General features: G+C 52.7%; 24 protein-coding genes. 17 read left to right on the top strand and 7 right to left on the bottom strand.

Annotation, left to right across the window (positions count from 1 at the left end; translation table 11 throughout):
• The 4 genes from AB7038_RS05110 to degS all read left to right on the top strand — a co-directional run bounded on the left by AB7038_RS05110 (position 1) and on the right by degS (position 3,725).
• Positions 1–774 carry a taurine ABC transporter ATP-binding protein gene (locus AB7038_RS05110; RefSeq protein ID WP_368889423.1) on the top strand — a complete coding sequence of 258 codons (774 nt, stop codon included), beginning with the start codon at positions 1–3 and terminating at the stop codon, positions 772–774.
• Positions 775–797: 23 nt separating this feature from the next.
• The gene (gene tauC / locus AB7038_RS05105) at positions 798–1,589 is read left to right on the top strand and encodes a taurine ABC transporter permease TauC (RefSeq protein WP_368889424.1); all 792 of its coding nucleotides are present in this window, start codon (positions 798–800) and stop codon (positions 1,587–1,589) included.
• A gap of 20 nt (positions 1,590–1,609) precedes the next feature.
• Complete coding sequence (tauD, locus tag AB7038_RS05100) at positions 1,610–2,437, top strand: taurine dioxygenase (RefSeq protein ID WP_440590456.1); 828 nt, start codon at positions 1,610–1,612, stop codon at positions 2,435–2,437.
• 199 nt (positions 2,438–2,636) lie between these two features.
• Entirely contained in the window at positions 2,637–3,725 is a 1,089-nt protein-coding gene (degS, locus tag AB7038_RS05095; RefSeq protein ID WP_108656209.1) for an outer membrane-stress sensor serine endopeptidase DegS, read from the top strand.
• A gap of 56 nt (positions 3,726–3,781) precedes the next feature.
• Here degS and murA read toward each other — a convergent pair whose 3' ends face one another.
• The 7 genes from murA to mlaF all read right to left on the bottom strand — a co-directional run bounded on the left by murA (position 3,782) and on the right by mlaF (position 8,648).
• A complete protein-coding gene (gene murA / locus AB7038_RS05090; RefSeq protein ID WP_368889426.1) occupies positions 3,782–5,047 on the bottom strand; it encodes a UDP-N-acetylglucosamine 1-carboxyvinyltransferase in 1,266 nt (421 codons plus the stop codon).
• A 66-nt stretch (positions 5,048–5,113) separates the two neighbouring features.
• The gene (ibaG, locus tag AB7038_RS05085) at positions 5,114–5,368 is read right to left on the bottom strand and encodes a BolA family iron metabolism protein IbaG (RefSeq protein WP_004236327.1); all 255 of its coding nucleotides are present in this window, start codon (positions 5,366–5,368) and stop codon (positions 5,114–5,116) included.
• A 120-nt stretch (positions 5,369–5,488) separates the two neighbouring features.
• Positions 5,489–5,779 (bottom strand): lipid asymmetry maintenance protein MlaB, encoded by a 291-nt coding sequence (gene mlaB / locus AB7038_RS05080; protein ID WP_368889427.1) that lies wholly within the window; start codon positions 5,777–5,779, stop codon positions 5,489–5,491.
• On the bottom strand, positions 5,779–6,408 hold the full coding sequence (gene mlaC / locus AB7038_RS05075) for a phospholipid-binding protein MlaC (RefSeq protein ID WP_072869289.1): 630 nt from the start codon (positions 6,406–6,408) through the stop codon (positions 5,779–5,781). Before mlaC ends, mlaB begins: the two co-directional genes overlap by 1 nt.
• A 118-nt stretch (positions 6,409–6,526) precedes the next feature.
• Positions 6,527–7,051 (bottom strand): outer membrane lipid asymmetry maintenance protein MlaD, encoded by a 525-nt coding sequence (gene mlaD, locus AB7038_RS05070; protein ID WP_024474518.1) that lies wholly within the window; start codon positions 7,049–7,051, stop codon positions 6,527–6,529.
• A gap of 3 nt (positions 7,052–7,054) precedes the next feature.
• Positions 7,055–7,837, bottom strand: a complete 783-nt coding sequence (gene mlaE, locus AB7038_RS05065) for a lipid asymmetry maintenance ABC transporter permease subunit MlaE (protein ID WP_015422977.1) — start codon at positions 7,835–7,837, stop codon at positions 7,055–7,057.
• A gap of 7 nt (positions 7,838–7,844) precedes the next feature.
• Positions 7,845–8,648: a phospholipid ABC transporter ATP-binding protein MlaF gene (gene mlaF / locus AB7038_RS05060; RefSeq protein WP_004240510.1), complete on the bottom strand. Its 804-nt coding sequence runs from the start codon at positions 8,646–8,648 to the stop codon at positions 7,845–7,847.
• 299 nt (positions 8,649–8,947) lie between these two features.
• On the opposite strand from mlaF, the gene AB7038_RS05055 reads away from it, so the two are divergent.
• The 13 genes from AB7038_RS05055 to AB7038_RS04995 all read left to right on the top strand — a co-directional run bounded on the left by AB7038_RS05055 (position 8,948) and on the right by AB7038_RS04995 (position 17,779).
• Positions 8,948–9,907 (top strand): calcium/sodium antiporter, encoded by a 960-nt coding sequence (locus tag AB7038_RS05055; RefSeq protein WP_369452866.1) that lies wholly within the window; start codon positions 8,948–8,950, stop codon positions 9,905–9,907.
• Between the two features lie 51 nt (positions 9,908–9,958).
• Positions 9,959–10,927: an arabinose-5-phosphate isomerase KdsD gene (gene kdsD / locus AB7038_RS05050; protein WP_004236318.1), complete on the top strand. Its 969-nt coding sequence runs from the start codon at positions 9,959–9,961 to the stop codon at positions 10,925–10,927.
• Between the two features lie 9 nt (positions 10,928–10,936).
• Positions 10,937–11,500, top strand: coding sequence for a 3-deoxy-manno-octulosonate-8-phosphatase KdsC (kdsC, locus tag AB7038_RS05045; RefSeq protein WP_072869283.1), 564 nt, complete (start codon positions 10,937–10,939; stop codon positions 11,498–11,500).
• Between the two features lie 40 nt (positions 11,501–11,540).
• Entirely contained in the window at positions 11,541–12,122 is a 582-nt protein-coding gene (lptC, locus tag AB7038_RS05040; protein ID WP_368889429.1) for an LPS export ABC transporter periplasmic protein LptC, read from the top strand.
• Positions 12,103–12,639, top strand: a complete 537-nt coding sequence (lptA, locus tag AB7038_RS05035) for a lipopolysaccharide ABC transporter substrate-binding protein LptA (RefSeq protein ID WP_368889430.1) — start codon at positions 12,103–12,105, stop codon at positions 12,637–12,639. The genes lptC and lptA overlap by 20 nt, the downstream gene beginning before the upstream one ends.
• 6 nt (positions 12,640–12,645) lie before the next feature.
• Positions 12,646–13,371: an LPS export ABC transporter ATP-binding protein gene (lptB, locus tag AB7038_RS05030; protein WP_107678567.1), complete on the top strand. Its 726-nt coding sequence runs from the start codon at positions 12,646–12,648 to the stop codon at positions 13,369–13,371.
• A 24-nt stretch (positions 13,372–13,395) separates the two neighbouring features.
• Complete coding sequence (rpoN, locus tag AB7038_RS05025) at positions 13,396–14,832, top strand: RNA polymerase factor sigma-54 (RefSeq protein ID WP_368889431.1); 1,437 nt, start codon at positions 13,396–13,398, stop codon at positions 14,830–14,832.
• A 23-nt stretch (positions 14,833–14,855) separates the two neighbouring features.
• Positions 14,856–15,143, top strand: a complete 288-nt coding sequence (gene hpf / locus AB7038_RS05020; protein WP_072869278.1) for a ribosome hibernation promoting factor — start codon at positions 14,856–14,858, stop codon at positions 15,141–15,143.
• Between the two features lie 119 nt (positions 15,144–15,262).
• Positions 15,263–15,730, top strand: a complete 468-nt coding sequence (gene ptsN, locus AB7038_RS05015) for a PTS IIA-like nitrogen regulatory protein PtsN (protein WP_072869276.1) — start codon at positions 15,263–15,265, stop codon at positions 15,728–15,730.
• A gap of 69 nt (positions 15,731–15,799) precedes the next feature.
• Entirely contained in the window at positions 15,800–16,651 is an 852-nt protein-coding gene (rapZ, locus tag AB7038_RS05010; RefSeq protein ID WP_004236309.1) for an RNase adapter RapZ, read from the top strand.
• A gap of 3 nt (positions 16,652–16,654) precedes the next feature.
• Complete coding sequence (gene npr / locus AB7038_RS05005; RefSeq protein WP_369452865.1) at positions 16,655–16,927, top strand: PTS phosphocarrier protein NPr; 273 nt, start codon at positions 16,655–16,657, stop codon at positions 16,925–16,927.
• 192 nt (positions 16,928–17,119) lie between these two features.
• The gene (gene rnk, locus AB7038_RS05000; RefSeq protein WP_368889433.1) at positions 17,120–17,530 is read left to right on the top strand and encodes a nucleoside diphosphate kinase regulator; all 411 of its coding nucleotides are present in this window, start codon (positions 17,120–17,122) and stop codon (positions 17,528–17,530) included.
• A gap of 123 nt (positions 17,531–17,653) precedes the next feature.
• Positions 17,654–17,779: a hypothetical protein gene (locus AB7038_RS04995; protein WP_004240521.1), complete on the top strand. Its 126-nt coding sequence runs from the start codon at positions 17,654–17,656 to the stop codon at positions 17,777–17,779.
• The last annotated feature ends 102 nt before the right edge of the window (positions 17,780–17,881 follow it).

Here is a 17,881-nt window from a genome sequence, read left to right as displayed (position 1 = left end):
ATGGCGGATATCGTACTGGAGAATATTGATCTGGTTTATCACGGTCAGCCGCAGACAACCTTATCCGGTATTAATTTAACCATTCCGGATAACGGTATTACCGTTATTCTCGGTGCCTCCGGCTGCGGAAAAACATCACTGCTGAATATTGTTGCCGGGTTTTTAACGCCCTCCGGCGGAAAAATAACGCGGAACGGAAACGATATTCAGCATCCCGCCTCTGACAGAGCCGTGGTATTTCAGAATGACGCACTGATGCCCTGGCTGAATGTCTATGAAAATGTCGCACTGGGACTGAAAATTAAAAAGCTCGGTAAGCAGGAAGAAAAAGCAGCGGTCGAAGAGAACCTGCAAAAAGTCGGATTACTGCATGCCATTACCGATAATATCTGGTCACTGTCCGGCGGAATGCGGCAGCGGGTCGGCATTGCCCGGGCACTGGCTGTAAAGTCTGATTTTATTCTGATGGATGAACCCTTCGGCGCACTCGATGCCGCCAACCGGGAGCAGATGCAAACCTTAATTCTGACCTTGTGGCAAAAACAGCAGAGTGCCTTTTTTATTATTACTCATGATATTGAAGAGGCGCTGTTAATGGCCACACGGCTGATATTAATGGCACCGAATCCCGGCCGGATAATAACCGAAGAAGAGCCTCCGTTTTATCAACAATGGTCGCAGGGGCGGCGTATCCGTCAGATTAAATCGGATCCGGCCTTTATTCACCACCGCGACATACTGTCAGACAAAATAATGGCATACCAGCGCAGTTAATTCACCGGTACGGAGTGACATCAATGGCAGATATAAATAAACAGACCCGCTACAGCCGTTTATTTCTCAGTATGGTGAGTTTATCAGTTCTGATTGCCGGCTGGTGGCTGGTCACCGCATTACAGTGGGTCAATCCGCTTTATTTACCTGCTCCGGCTCAGATAGGACACCAGTTTCTGGCGTTATCCGAATCCGGTTATATGAATGCCACTCTGTGGCAGCATCTGGCGGCCAGTCTTGATCGCATGCTCAAAGCACTGCTTCTGGCGGTTATCACCGGGATCCCGCTGGGCGTATTGATGGGACTGAGTTCCCGGATACGCGGCATACTGGACCCGGTGGTTGAACTGTACCGCCCGGTTCCCCCGCTCGCCTATCTGCCGCTGATTGTCATCTGGTTCGGGATCGGGGAAACCACCAAGATCCTGCTGATCTGGCTGGCTATTCTTGCGCCGGTCCTGATTTCAACGATGCAGGGCATTATGGCTGCGCCGGGAAACCGGATCCGCGCTGTCCGGTCACTGGGGGCAAACCGGCTTCAGGTACTGAGATATGTGATCCTGCCGTCAGCACTGCCGCAGATGCTGACCGGGATCCGGATTGGCCTCGGCGTGGGCTGGTCAACCCTGGTGGCGGCAGAGCTGGTCGCGGCACAGCAGGGACTGGGGTTTATGGTGCAGTCCGCCGCGCAGTTTCTTAACACCGGTATTGTCATCACCGGTATCGCAGTGATTGCCGTGGTGGCACTCGCCATCGAACTGGCATTGCGTTATTTGCAGCAGGCATTAGTGCCGTGGTACGGCAAAGAATCTTAACCGACAGAGAGGTAATGAATATGGATATCAGACAATTAACACCCGCTATCGGCGCACACGTCAGCGGCATTGATCTTAACCTGACACCGGATGCCGTCACGCTGGCCGTATTACAGGATGCCTTACTGGAACATCAGGTGCTGTTTTTCCGCCAGCAGTATATTAAACCGGAAGCGCAGCGGGACTTTGCCGCCGCCCTGGGTGAACTGCATATACATCCGGTTTTTCCTTCCCACAGGAATGTGCGGGAGCTGATTGTGCTCGACAGCCATCTGCTGGATCTGAAAGATAACGAACTGTGGCACACCGACGTGACATTTCTGGAAAAACCGGCCATGGGCTGTGTGTTATCCGCCGTGCAGGTTCCTCCTTTCGGCGGCGATACCCTGTGGGCCAGCCTGACCCGGGCCTATGATGATTTATCACCGCCGTTGCAGGATTTTTTATCCGGCCTGACAGCAGAACATGATATCAGCCTCTCTTTCCCGGACAGCCGTTTTGCACAGACAGGGGAAGCCAAAGCCGCGCTGGAAAAAGCCCGCCGCGATTTCCCGCCGAGACGCCATCCGCTGGTCAGAACCCATCCGGTCACCGGCAAGAAAGGCTTGTTTGTGACCGCAGGTTTTACCAGCCGTATCTGTGAATTAAGTCCGGAAGAGAGTGATACATTGCTGACGTTCCTGTTTAAACACAGCACACAGCCGAAATATTTTGTCCGCTGGCACTGGCAGAATGGTGATGTGGCAGTCTGGGATAACCGCTGCACCCAGCATCTCGCCAGTTTTGATTACGGTGATTTTCACCGCATTATGCACAGAGCAACGGTGATGGGGGATAAACCCGTTTAACCGGATGAACTGCATGAGACTGTCAGTAACCACCCACTGACAGACTCATGACCGGCAGTGACAAATAACCGCCTGATACCACACCTGTTTATTTGTACCACATCATAAAATACCGCAATTACACACATATAATTCGCCCGGTTTATGTTATTCTGCCGGAAGTATCTGCTTCCCGTACTCACAACACCGGTTAAGGACTATGTGGTTTAAATTATTGCGCTCCGTTTTTATGGGACTTCTCGTGGCTGCCCTGCTTCTGGTCAGCGTCCCGTCTATTCGTCCGCAATTTGTGACCCAGTGGTTTACCCATCTGTTTAATAATGACGAACCGGTCAGCTATAACAAAGCGGTACGCCGCGCCGCGCCTGCCGTGGTCAACGTTTACAGCAGTAATATGGGCAGCCTCTCCCAGCAGGGTCCCGAACTGACCTCCCTCGGTTCCGGCGTGATCATGAATGATCAGGGCTATATCCTGACCAACCAGCACGTGATTAAAAATGCCGATCAGATTCTGATCGCCCTGCAATACGGCAACTACGGCCGCCTGTATGAAGGCATGCTGATTGGCGCGGATGATCTGACCGACCTCGCGGTGCTGAAAATCAATACCACCGATAAACTGCCGGTGATCCCGATCAACCCGAAACGTCAGTCCCATGTGGGTGATGTGGTGCTGGCGATCGGTAACCCGTTTAATGTCGGGCAGACAGTCAACCAGGGCATTATCAGTGCAATGGGCCGCGTCGGGCTGAGTCCGACACGCCGCCAGAATTTTCTCCAGACTGATGCCTCGATTATGGCCGGTAACTCCGGCGGCGCACTCGTCAATACCGAAGGTGAATTAGTCGGCATCAATACCATGTCTTACGACAGCAACGATCCGTCACGGCTGAGTGACAGTATCGGGCTGGCGATCCCCGCAGAGCTTGCCCTGCGCATTATGAATAAGCTGATAAAAGACGGCCGTGTGATCCGGGGCTATATCGGCATCACCTCCAAAGAGCTGCCGCCGATCCGGACTAACAACAGTGATATCAATCAGATAACCGGTCTGCGGGTCTTTCAGGTTGCCCGTGACGGTCCGGCGGATAAAGGCGGGATTCAGGTCGGGGATATCATCACCAGCGTCAATAACAAGCCAAGCACCTCACCACTCGAAATGATGGATCAGGTGGCGGAACTGAGCCCGGGCAGTGTTGTGCCGGTCACCCTGTTACGCAATGGCCAGATGCGGTCTGTCGACGTGACCATCGAAGAGTTCACTCCCTCCCCCGGCGGACAGGAATAAGGCACAAAAAAAGAGCGGATATCCGCTCTTTTTTGTTTATGGCTTACATCAGGGAATTACTCTGCTGAATGAATGCGTTCGATATCCGCACCCAGACCGCGTAATTTCTCTTCAATATGCTCATAACCGCGATCGATATGATAAATACGATCAACGATTGTGGTGCCTTCCGCAATACAACCCGCCAGTACCAGGCTTGCCGATGCACGTAAATCGGTCGCCATCACCTGAGCACCGGACAGTTTTTCCACGCCGTGACACAGCACAGAATTACTCTCGATTTCCGCGTGAGCGCCCATACGGATCAGCTCCGGAATGTGCATAAAGCGGTTTTCAAAGATGGTTTCCGTGATCATACCGGAGCCTTCCGCCACCAGGTTCAGCAGACTGAACTGCGCCTGCATGTCTGTCGGGAAGCCCGGATGCGGCGCGGTACGGAAGGTGACCGCTTTCGGGCGCTGCCCTTTCATATCAAGGCTTATCCAGTCGTCACCGGTTTCGATTTCTGCCCCGGCTTCACGCAGCTTGGCCAGAACGGCATCCAGCGTATCCGGCTTGGCATTACGGCACAGAATTTTACCGCGTGAAACCGCAGCTGCGATCAGGAATGTCCCGGTTTCAATACGATCCGGCACAACAGTGTGAGAGCCGCCGCCGAGGCGTTCAACACCTTCAATCACCACGTGGTCAGTCCCTGCGCCGGTGATTTTGGCACCCAGCGCATTCAGGAATGCAGCGGTGTCTTCAATCTCCGGTTCACGGGCGGCGTTTTCGATAACGGTTTTGCCTTTTGCCAGGGCTGCCGCACACATAATAGTGATGGTGGCACCCACGCTGACTTTATCCATCACGATAGTGTTGCCGGTCAGACGACCGTCGACTTCCGCTTTGACATACCCTTCATCCAGGGTGATTTTTGCCCCTAACTGCTCTAAGCCGGTGATATGCAAATCAACCGGACGGGCACCGATAGCACAGCCACCCGGCAGGGAAACCTGACCGTGACGAAAACGGGCCACCAGCGGCCCCAGCGCCCAGATAGACGCGCGCATGGTTTTGACCAGATCATAAGGTGCACAATATTCATTAATCGCAGAGGCATCCACGCGCAGTGTGGTTCCTTTGCGCTCAATTTTTGCACCCAGCCGCGTTAACAGCTTCACAGAGGTGTCGATATCCCGCAGTTCCGGCACATTGTGTAATTCAACCGGCTCTTCCGCCAGAATTGCAGCGAACAGGATAGGCAATGCTGCGTTTTTTGCCCCTGAGATAGTCACTTCGCCCTGAAGAACGGAAGGACCTTTTACCCGAAATTTATCCATCTGTAGACACTCTCATTATCATTAATTGCTGCGCGTTACTTGTCACTGCATTGTCAGACGCCGCGCTTACAGCCCGCTCAGTTTACGATCCCGTTCCCACTGAGCCGGGGTATAGGCTTTGATAGACAACGCGTGGATACGGTTATCCGCAATATATTCCATCAGCGGCGCATACACGGCCTGCTGCTGTTTAACACGGCTCATACCGTCAAAAAGGTCGCCGACAGCGATCACCTGAAAATGGCTGCCGTCACCGGTCACAATTGCGTCAGTAAGTGCTAACTTATCCATCAGCACCTGTTTGATTTCATTCGTATCCATAATTTCTCAAATTGGTTATCAGATTGTGTGTTATAGGCACTATCGTAATCGAATATGCCCCGCTCTTAAACCATTAAAAATGCCTCCGGCTGTGGTGACACAGCAGGAGGCAGCGATAATTCACGCGTTCTGACTGAATTCGAACTCAACACCGTAGAGTGACATCAGCATCTGCAAGTTAGCGCTTACTCCGGATAACACAAACGGTGCTTCCGGACGCTCTCCCCGCAGACGGACCAGCATAGCCAGCCCGGCGGAATCCACATGACTGAGACCGGAAACATCCACCGTCTGCACGGCGCTCATCTGCTGCTGACGTGCATTCCAGAACGACAGCAGTGTATCGCGATCCAGTTCCCCGTTCAGGGAGAGGGTTTCACCCTGTTTTTCCCACGTCAGCGCAGCCGTCATTATTTCTGATCCAGGGTAATCGGGGTTTTCGCACTGCGTTCCAGCTCAGCAGTCAGACCATCAACCCCTTTCTGACGCAGAATAGATGCCCACTCATTTTGTTTGGTGGTGATCATGCTCACGCCTTCGGCAATCATGTCATAAGCCTGCCAGTTACCGGTTTTGGTATTTTTACGCCACTGGAAATCCAGACGGATTGGCGGACGCCCTGCCGGCTCTGTCAGTGTCACACGGATAGCCACGATGGTTTTATCACCCAGCGGTTGTGCCGGATCAATCTGATAAGTCTGGTTGGTGTACATTGCCAGTGCCTGGCCGTATGCCTGGGCCAGATAAGCCTCAAAGGCTTTGAAATAGGCATCGCGCTGTGCCGGTGTCGCATCTTTGTAGTAAGAGCCTAACACCAGTGCACCGGCGTATTTGATCTGCACATACGGCAGTAATTCTTCCTGAACCACGGTGCGCAGATAGTCCGGGTTCTGCCGGATTTGCGCCTGGTCTGCTTTCAGACGGCTGAAGGTTTTCGCCGCCGCATCGTTCATCAGTGTATACGGGTTCGTCTGGTCAACAGCTCCGGCAAACGGGGCCATCACCACCAGCATCGCCGCTATCAGTAAACGCTTAAACATAATCAACTCCTGATTAATCACCGGCACTTTCCGCCGTGAAGGTGTCTTCGGTAAACGGTATTATGCAGGATGTCCGCCTCTGCGGGCAAAAACATCCGCTTTTACATTACTTTTCGTATCAGTGCTGTGCAGCCGGTGCCGCTTCCGGGGTATTACCCCCTTCGCCGTCGCCGCTCTTATACAGGAACTGACCGATTAAATCTTCCAGCACCATCGCCGGTTTGGTGTCCTGAATACGGCTGCCGTCTTTCAGCATCTCAGTCATCGGCAGATCCGGATCGGTTGTATTCTCAAACCCTTTGCTGAGCGCGAGATACTGCTCACCCAGCAGACCGGAGGTGCGGATAGATAACGAACTGGTGTCCGGAATCTGATCATACTGACTGTAGATATCCAGCGTCACTTCCGGTTTATAGTCCTTGTCCAGACGGATGTCATTGACGCGGCCAATCACCACACCGCCGATTTTTACCGGTGAACGGGCCTGCAGGCCGCCGATATCATCAAAAGTGGCAGACACGCGGTAGGTTTTTTCGCTGCCGACAGAACGGATATCCGCCACTTTCAGTGCCAGGAAGATAATCGCCGCAATGGCAATTAAGACGAAAAGCCCGACCCAAACTTCATTTTTCTTGCTTTGCATTGTTTAATTCCCGAACATCAGTGCCGTAAGCACAAAATCTAACCCTAACACGGCAAGCGATGAATGAACGACCGTGCGTGTTGTTGCCCGACTAATCCCTTCAGACGTCGGAATAGCGTCATACCCGTTGTACAGGGCAATCCAGGTGACGGTGAAAGCGAAAACCACACTCTTGTAAATGCAGTTCATCACATCTTTCTGCCAGTCCACATTGGCCTGCATGGAAGCCCAGTAGAAACCTTCATCGATCCCTTTCCAGTCCACCCCGACCATGACCCCGCCAAGAATACCAACGGCGACAAAAATCATGGATAACAGCGGCATACTGATCAAACCGGCCCAGAAACGCGGTGCAATCACCCGGCGCAGCGGATCGACCGCCATCATTTCCAGGCTGGATAACTGTTCTGTGGCTTTCATCAGCCCGATTTCCGCTGTCAGTGCGGAACCGGCGCGTCCGGCAAACAGCAGTGCGGTCACCACCGGCCCCAGTTCACGCAGCAGCGACAGCGCCACCATCATGCCGAGGCTGGCTTCCGCACTGAAGGTTTTCAGAACCAGATATCCCTGTAAGGCCAGAACCATCCCGATAAACAGCCCGGATACTGAAATAATCAGCAGGGACTGCACACCGACGCTGTACAGCTGCTTGCGCAGCAGCGGCCACTGCCGGGCAAACTGCGGTTTGCCGAACAGCGCACGGAACAGCATGTATCCTGACCGCCCGAAAGACGCGCATGTCGCTAACGCGCGGCGTCCCAAAGCAGCAAGTGCCTGTGTCAACATGTCTCGTTTATCCTAATAAATCTGATTGGTAATCACCCGCCGGATAGCGGAAAGGAACCGGTCCGTCAGCAATACCATCCAGGAACTGGCGCACACGCGGTTCGGTATTCTCCTGCAACTCTTCTGCGGTGCCCTGTGCAATCACGGACTGCTCCGCGACGATATAAGCCTTATCCGCAATACTGAGCACTTCCGGCACATCGTGAGAGACCACGATGCAGGTTACACCCAGCGACTGATTGAGTTCATCAATCAGTTTTACCAGCACACCCATGGTAATCGGATCCTGGCCGACAAACGGCTCATCAAACAGGATAAGATCCGGATCCAGTGCAATGGCCCGCGCCAGTGCCGCACGGCGCGCCATCCCGCCGGAGAGCTCCGACGGCATCAGGTTTGCCGCCCCGCGTAAACCGACCGCTTCCAGTTTCATCATCACAGTTGTCCGGATCAGGGATTCCGGCAGACGGGTATGTTCGCGCAGCGGGAACGCCACGTTGTCATAGACTGTCATATCTGTGAATAATGCACCGGACTGGAACAGCATGCTCATTTTACGGCGTGACTGATAGAGTTTGCTGCGGGAAAGTGCCGGGATATTATCGCCGTCAAACCAGATTTCGCCGCTGTCCGGGCGCAGTTGCCCGCCGATCAGGCGTAACAGTGTGGTTTTCCCGATCCCGGACGGCCCCATAATCGCGGTCACTTTGCCGCGCGGCACATCGAGGCTGATATCATTAAACAGCATGCGCGAACCGCGCCGGAAACACATGTTCCGGATCTCAATAATATTTTCCGTCTGTCGGTTCATGACCTCACAACCTTAACGTTATGTTTTTCGTGTTTTTACGACACATACAGGACTGACCCATCATAATATAAAAAAATCCGGCAGTTTTCGCCTTTAAATGCGGGTGTTACTGTCTGAATTATTTATCCCCCCTGAGTAACGGGGTATAAACAGCGTGATACACAAGTATATCAGCATTTAACATTAACGCTTCCGCCGGGCGCAAAACGTCTGTTTTACTTTTGCGCCTCAGCCCGTACAATACCCTCAATTTCCCGTACTTCATTATTTCTGACTGTTTTTCAGCCCGGAGGAGAGCCATGTTACTCACCAGCATCCTTTTACTGACCGGGTTGATTCTGCTGGTTTATGCCTCTGACCGGATTGTGTACGGCGCGGCGGTTTTTTCCCGTTCTCTCGGCATCTCCCCGTTTATCACCGGTATTCTGGTGGCCGGTCCCGGCACGTCGCTGCCGGAACTGCTGACCTCCGCCGGTGCGGTGCTTGAAGGGCAGCCGGATCTGGCGCTCGGCACCATTATCGGCTCCAATATTACCAATTTACTGCTGATTGCGGGCCTCGCCGCCCTTATCCGCCCGCTGAGTGTTCAGTCGGCGGTGCTGCGCCGTGAGCTTCCGCTGATGCTGGCGGTGATGGCGCTGTTCGGACTGTTTATCTGGTCCGGCGGTATCACGCGGGTTCAGGGCGGTTTTCTGGTGCTTGCAGGGCTTGCCAGTCTCTGGCTGGTGGTGAAAATTGCCGCAATGGCACAGCGTGATCAGTATGACGGCTTCACTACTGAACAAAACCATGAACTGCCGCAGGAAAATAATTTACCGGTTGCTTTATTGTGGCTGGTCGCCGGGTTGCTGATTATGCCGGTGGCGGTCCGGATTGTGATTGATAACGCCTCCGCATTCACCCGCTATGCGGAGATCAGCGGGCGCATCACCGGACTGACTATCCTGGCTATCGGTACCAGTCTGCCGGAACTGTGCACCACAATTGCAGCAGCGATCAAAGGTGAGAAAGATATCGCGCTGGGGAATCTTATCGGCGCGACGCTGTTTAATACGACTGTCGTGGCGGGGATCCCGGCGCTGTTAGCCACCGCGCCGATGGCAGCAGACAGTTTTATGACCGATTTCGCCGTGATGATCGCAGCCGGTGTGTTATTTATTTTCTTTGCGGCCGGCCGGAACCAGCGGCTGAACCGGCTGAAAGGCATTATTCTGCTCAGTGCGTTCACCGCCTGGCTGATAAGCCTTTTTACCGGCTGATAAGCGTCAGCCATTAATACACAGACAGATACTGAAAGTGAGAAAAAACTGATGTCCCGAACTGATTTTCAACTAACAGGTAAACGTGTCCTCCGGATTGAACGTGAAGGTCTCGCGTCACTCGAACAGTATATTAATGATGATTTCGATAAAGCCTGTGAACTGATATTCCGCTGTGAAGGCAAAGTGATCATCATGGGGATGGGAAAATCCGGTCATATCGGCCACAAAATGGCCGCGACATTTGCCAGCACAGGTACCCCATCCTTCTTTGTGCATCCGGGTGAAGCCGCACACGGTGACCTGGGGATGGTCACAAAGAAAGATGTGGTTATCGCGATTTCAAACTCCGGTGAATCCTCAGAAATTCAGGCGCTGATCCCGGTTATCAAACGTCAGAACATCCCGCTTATCTGCATGACCGGCAACCCGGACAGTACGATGGGAAAAGCGGCGGATATCCATCTGTGTATTAAAGTCCCGCAGGAAGCCTGCCCGCTCGGCCTTGCGCCGACCACCAGCACCACCGCCACGCTGGTGATGGGTGACGCGCTGGCGATTGCCTTATTACAGGCCCGCGGCTTTACCGCTGAAGATTTTGCCCTCTCTCATCCGGGCGGCGCGCTCGGCCGCAAACTGCTGTTACTGGTTTCCGACCTGATGAACACCGGTGATGATATTCCGCGTGTACCGAAAACCGCCTCACTGCGCGAAGCACTGGTGGAAATCACCCGTAAAAAACTGGGTATGACGGTTATCTGTGATGATGACATGATTATTCAGGGCATTTTCACTGACGGTGACCTGCGCCGGATTTTCGATGCGGGCACAGACCTCAATAACTGCCAGATTGCCGATGTGATGACCCCGGGCGGGATCCGCATCAAAGCCAATACTCTGGCGGTTGAGGCACTGAATTTAATGCAGTCCCGTCATATCACCTCTTTATTAGTCACAGAAGGTGATAAACTGCTCGGCGTACTGCATATGCATGATCTGCTCCAGGCCGGAGTGGTGTAAGGACTGACGATGACACAAATTACCACTATTGACACCTGCTATGGCCCGATAGCGCAAACAGTTATGGAAAAAGCCGCTAAAATACGGCTTCTTATCTGTGATGTGGACGGCGTGATGTCTGACGGCCTGATTTATCAGGGCAACAGCGGTGAAGAACTGAAGGCATTTAATGTCCGTGACGGCTACGGTATCCGCTGCCTGCTGACCTCCGGGGTGGAGGTGGCGATAATTACCGGTCGTAAAGCCAAATTACTGGAAGATCGTGCCAATACACTCGGAATTACACATCTTTACCAGGGACAGAGCGATAAGCTTTTGGCGTATCGCGAACTATTAGATAAACTGGCACTTCGCCCCGGCGAAGTCGCCTATATCGGCGATGATCTGATTGACTGGCCGGTCATGGCAGAGGTCGGTTTATCCGCCGCAGTGGCGGATGCCCACCCGTTATTGTTACCCAAAGCGGATTATGTTACACAGATTGCAGGCGGCCGCGGGGCTGTCCGCGAATTATGCGATCTGATTCTGCTGGCACAAAATAAGCTGGATGCGGCCAGAGGCCTGTCCGTCTGAAAAGAATTTCATTGGTTATAATGGCTTTATCAGGGATCTCATGAGTAAATTTAAGCTTTGGCTGATCATTATTCTGGCGCTTGTCGCCCTCGGTCTGCTCGGCTGGAACCTGTCGGTCACCCGTTCAGGTGACACCGACGGTAAGATTGTGGAAGACGGTACGCCGACGTATAAAACCCAAACGTCCTCAACCCTGGCTTACGAGCCGACAGGGCTGCTGGCGTACCGGCTGAATGCGGATGATGTGCAGAACTTTGCTCAGGAAAAAATAACCTGGTTTACTAATCCGGTGCTGACCACCTACGATCCTGATAAAACCGCCACCTGGACGATTCGTGCAAAGCGGGCCAAATTAACCAACGACAGAATGTTATATTTATACGGTGATGTGCAGGTTGACAGCCTGACCACCGATACGCAGCTCAGGCAGATCACCACGGACAACGCCGAAGTCAATCTGACAACCCAGGATGTGAGTTCTGACGATAAAGTCACCATCACGGGAACAGGACTGCGTTCCGTCGGATTGCAGATGCGGGGTAATTTACGCAATCGTAATGCGGAACTGATCAAAGATGTACAGACTTACTATGAGATCCCAAATGAAAGCAAACATCCTTAATACTCTGATTGCGACAGCAATTCTGGCCGTCAGTGTCCCTGCTTTGGCGTTAAAAGAAGATACACAGCAGCCGGTGACGGTAACATCATTAAAACAAGCCCTTGATTTAGAAAAAAATATCACCACATTTACTGATAATGTCGTGGTAAAACAGGGAACGATTGATGTCCGCGCTGACAAAGTGGTGGTCACCCGTCCGGGCGGCGACTCCAATAAAATGGTGGTCGAAGCATTCGGTAATCCGGTGACCTTCTACCAGATGCAGGATAACGGCAAGCCAATCAAAGGACGCGGCAGCAAACTGCGTTATGAAATGGCCAATGAGCTGGTCACACTGACCGGTAATGCCTATCTGGAACAGCTGGACAGCAATATCACCGGTGACAAGATTACCTATGTGGTGCCGACACAGCAGATGCAGGCATTCAGTGACAAAGGCAAACAGGTGACTACCGTACTGCTGCCGTCACAACTTCAGGAAAAAGGCCCGGCGGCAACCGGTCAGAAAGGTAAGTAACGATTTATGGCAAAATTAATCGCAAGCAAATTAGCCAAAGCCTACAAAGGGCGCAAAGTTGTCGAAGATGTGACGCTTGAAGTCAGCTCCGGCGAAATCGTCGGGCTGCTCGGCCCGAACGGTGCCGGGAAAACCACGACCTTCTATATGGTCGTGGGTATTGTTCCCCGTGATGCCGGTGCGATAAGCATCGATGATGAAGATATTTCCCTGCTGCCGCTGCACGAACGCGCCCGCAAAGGTATCGGCTATCTGCCGCAGGAAGCCTCCATTTTCCGTCGCCTGACGGTATGGCAGAACCTGATGGCGGTGCTTGAAATCCGTAAGGATCTGAACAATGATGAACGCCGGGAGCGGGCGGAAGAGCTGATGGAAGAGTTCCATATCAGTCATCTGCGCGATAACCTGGGCCAGTCACTGTCCGGGGGTGAACGCCGTCGTGTGGAAATTGCCCGCGCACTGGCCGCCAACCCGAAATTTATCCTGCTGGATGAACCGTTTGCCGGTGTTGACCCGATTTCTGTTATTGATATTAAAAAGATTATTCAGCACCTCCGTGATTACGGACTCGGCGTCCTGATCACTGACCACAACGTCCGTGAAACACTGGATGTCTGTGAACGGGCTTACATTGTCAGCCAGGGCCATATGATTGCCCACGGCAGCCCGGAATCCATTCTGAATAATGAGCAGGTTAAACGTGTTTATTTAGGCGAAGGTTTCCGCCTGTAATGCCGTAAGGAGCCCGTGTCCGTAATGAAGCAGAGTCTGCAGCTTAAACTCAGCCAGCAACTGGCGATGACGCCACAACTTCAGCAGGCTATCCGTTTGTTGCAGCTTTCCACGCTTGAACTCCAGCAGGAGATCCGCGAGGCGCTGGAATCTAACCCGTTGCTGGAACTTGATGATAACCATCAGGAAATTGACACGCCTGCTGAATCTGAAACACAGAAAGAGCTGGACAGCGCCGAGGCTCTCGAACAGACCGCCATGCCGGATGATCTGCCGCTGGATGCACAGTGGGAAGAAATCTACACCGCCGGTACACCGTCCGGCACCGGCAATGATTACGGCGATGATGAACTGCCGCTCTATCAGGGTGAAACCACTGAAACCTTACAGGATTATCTGATCTGGCAGGCCCGCCTTACTCCCTTTACCGAAACCGATGCCGCGATTGCCTTCTCAATCATTGATGCGATTGATGAAACCGGCTATCTGACTGTTTCTGTCGATGATATCCGCCTCAGTATCGGTGACGATGAGGTCACCACCGAAGATGTGGAAGCCGTACTCAAGCGCATCCAGCGTTTTGATCCGGTGGGTGTGGGCGCCCGCGACCTGCGGGAGTGTCTGATGGTGCAGCTGAAAATTCTGCCGCCGGAGACCCCGAGCCTGAAAGAAGCGCTTGCTATCGCTGATCAGCATCTGGCATTGTTGGGGAACCGGGATTTCCGGACCCTGGGCCGGGTGACCAAACTGAAAGAAGAGGCGCTGAAATCCGCTATTGATCTGATCCAGTCACTGGAACCGCGTCCGGGCCTGGTAGTCAACACCGGAGAATCAGAGTATGTTATTCCTGACGTCCTCGTGAGAAAACACGGCGAACGCTGGACAGTGGAACTCAATTCCGACAGCATTCCCCGTCTGCGGGTTAATAATCACTATGCCGCAATGGGTTCGCGGGCCCGCAGTGAGAGCGACAGTCAGTTTATCCGCAACAATTTGCAGGAAGCAAAGTGGCTCATTAAAAGTCTGGAAAGCCGGAACGATACTCTGCTCAGAGTCGCGACCTGTATTGTGGAAGAACAGCAGGCGTTCTTTGAACAGGGCGAAGAATATATGAAGCCCATGGTGCTGGCTGATATCGCACTGCGGGTTGAGATGCATGAATCAACGATTTCCCGGGTGACAACGCAGAAATTCCTGCACAGTCCGCGGGGGATCTTTGAACTGAAGTACTTTTTCTCCAGCCACGTCAGTACTGACAGCGGGGGCGAAGCGTCCTCCACAGCCATCCGTGCACTGGTGAAAAAACTGGTTGCCGCCGAGAATCCGGCGAAACCGCTCAGTGACAGCAAACTGACCGACATGCTTGCCGAACAGGGTATTCAGGTCGCCAGACGGACTGTCGCGAAATATCGCGAGTCGTTATCCATCCCGCCCTCAAATCAGCGTAAGCAGCTGATTTGATACACATTGAGAAGGAAGACACTATGGAATTACAAATTACCGGCCACAACGTTGAAATTACAGATGCATTACGTGAGACTGTGACAGCCAAGTGTAAGAAACTGGAGCAGTTTTTCGATAAAATCAACAGCGTTCAGGTGATCCTTAAGGTTGAGAAAGTCAGTAAAATTGCGGAGGCAACGGCTCAGGTAAACGGTGCGGATCTTCACGCCTCAGCGGAAAAAGAGGATATGTACGCGGCAATTGATGAGATGGCAGAAAAACTCGGCCGTCAGTTGTCCAAACACAAAGAAAAACTGAGAAACCGGTAAATTTTCTGCACCCGGGTGTATGACTGAATTAACAGTCTGAATTTTCTCAGGAAAAAGCAGTGCTCTGATCCCGGTTACCATGGTGGTTACCGGGATTCTGATCCTAAGTGAACAATGAAATGAATAACGAAGCAAATTTGTCCCTGAGCGATGTACTGAGTATCAGCTGTACACGCAATAATATTCACTGTACCAGTAAGAAGCGCGCGCTGGAGATTATCAGTGAACTGGCTGCCACCGCGCTGGCGCTGCCGGAAAACACGCTGTTTGAGGCACTCCTTACACGGGAAAAAGTCGGGACAACCGGTATCGGTGGCGGGATTGCCATCCCCCACGGAAAACTGGACAAAAGCGAGGCGCAAACCGCCTGCGGCGTATTTTTACACCTGGAACAACCTATCGCGTTTGATGCGATTGATAATCAGAATGTGGACATTCTGTTTGCGTTATTTGTTCCGTCTGATCAGTGTCAGACGCATTTACACACACTGTCGTTAGTGGCCAAAAAACTGGCTGACAAAGCGCTCTGCCGCCGGTTGCGTCAGGCGCAAAGCGATGAAGAGCTGTACAGTATCATCACCGGGTGATGATAACCGGCTGACGACAACGGATAATGGCGTATTGCCATTGAAAGAGAAACGATAGGGAGTCCCCTCATGGTGCTGATGATTGTCAGCGGCCGCTCTGGTTCGGGTAAATCTGTTGCCCTGCGGGCGCTGGAAGATATGGGTTTCTACTGCGTTGATAACCTGCCGGTCACTCTTCTGCCGGAGCTTGCCGCTACCCTGGCAACACGCGATACCTCTGCCGCAGTGAGTATTGACGTCCGCAATATGCCGGAGTCTCCGGAGGTGTTTGAGGAAGCCCTGACCAGATTACCGGACAGTTTCTCACCCCAGCTGCTGTTCCTGGATGCGGATCGCAACACCCTGATCCGCCGTTACAGTGATACCCGCCGTCTGCATCCCCTTTCCAGTAAAAATCTCTCGCTGGAAAGTGCCATTGATGAGGAAAGCGATCTGCTGGAACCGCTGCGTTCCCGTGCGGATCTGATTATCGATACCTCTGAAATGTCAGTGCATGAACTGGCAGAAATGCTGAGAACCCGTCTGCTCGGCAAGCGCGAACGCGAGCTGACCATGGTGTTCGAGTCGTTCGGGTTTAAACACGGTATTCCGATCGATGCGGATTATGTGTTTGATGTCCGTTTCCTGCCGAACCCGCACTGGGATCCGAAACTGCGTCCGATGACCGGTCTGGATAAACCGGTGGCGGCATTCCTCGACCGCCATACAGAAGTACATAACTTTATTTACCAGACCCGCAGCTATCTGGAACTGTGGCTGCCGATGCTGGAAACCAACAACCGCAGCTACCTGACCGTCGCTATCGGCTGTACCGGCGGCAAACACCGCTCTGTCTATGTGGCGGAACAGCTGGCGGATTACTTCCGCTCACGCGGGAAAAACGTGCAGTCACGCCACCGGACCCTGGAAAAACGGAAGTAATCCATGACCATCCGTTGTCAGGTTGAAATCAAAAACCGGCTGGGGCTGCATGCCCGGCCGGCCATGAAACTGTTTGAACTGATCCAGACCTTCCGGTCAACGGTGGTATTCCGTAATAATCAGAATGAAGAAGCCCGGGCAGACAGTGTGCTCGCCATGCTGATGCTGGATTCCGAACAGGGCAGTTTTATTGAAGTGGAAGCAACAGGACCTGATGAAAACTCTGCCATTGAGGCAATTATTTCCCTTTTTGATTCAGGTTTTGATGAAGATTAGTTATACTAACCGAAATATTTTACTTAAAGAAAACTGATACGCTGTTTCGTTCACGCAGCCCGGCGGTTCGTGATCCTGATCTCTTTCCTTTCGGGGGAGAACAGCCTACTATCAGATTAATTATCAAACGAGCACCCCCCTCCTTCTGGTGTGGGGGTGTTCTTTTGTATTGGAAATGATTTGGAGTGTGGTATGAAAAAGCCCAATATAATTATTAATGAACTGGACGCGGAGCGTCTGGATATGCTGCTGGAACAGCCGGCTTATGCTGACAGTCCGGTCGCCGAAGCCCTGAATGAAGAGTTAGATCGCGCGGACATCCTGCCGCCGGCAGAAATGCCTGCCACGGTCGTGACGATGAACAGCCGCATCCGCTTTGAGGATTTATCGAGCGGGAAAGAGAGTATCCGCACCCTGGTGTACCCGGCATCGCTGAAAGACAGTGCAGAACAGCTGTCTGTGATGGCACCGCTGGGAGCTGCGTTACTCGGGCTTTCTGTCGGCGATGAGATCTCATGGGAACTGCCGAACGGTGAAGCAACGCGCGTAAAAGTATCAGAAATTATCTATCAGCCTGAAGCTGCCGGTGAGTTACACCGTTAATCCGCTTTAAGCCGGCTCTGCGTCCGTTTCAGGCAATCTGCGGGCGCAGCTTCCTCAGGGGTTCCTTTCTTCACACCTTTATTGCATGATGTTTCTCTCTTTATTTCCTGAAGGAAACTGATCATGGCTGCCTATTCTTTGACATCTTTGTTTGGTATGAGCGGAGCTCCGGGCGGATTTCCGGTCATTCTGGGTTTTGAACAACAGCTGTTATTACTGTGGCGGGGCTTTATGCTGCTGGCAGTCTGAATATCATCCGTACAGCATAATTTAATAACACAAGTTAATCATGCCGCAGCGGCTGTTTCCGCTGCGGTATTTTTATTTCTGCCCCGCCCTTCACGGATAATT

This window comes from Morganella morganii (genome assembly GCF_041099235.1).
In the GTDB taxonomy this organism is placed as follows: Bacteria; Pseudomonadota; Gammaproteobacteria; order Enterobacterales; family Enterobacteriaceae; genus Morganella; species Morganella morganii_E.
The sequence above is the reverse complement of the archived record's forward strand: the minus strand, read 5'-3'. Positions and strand labels throughout refer to the sequence as shown.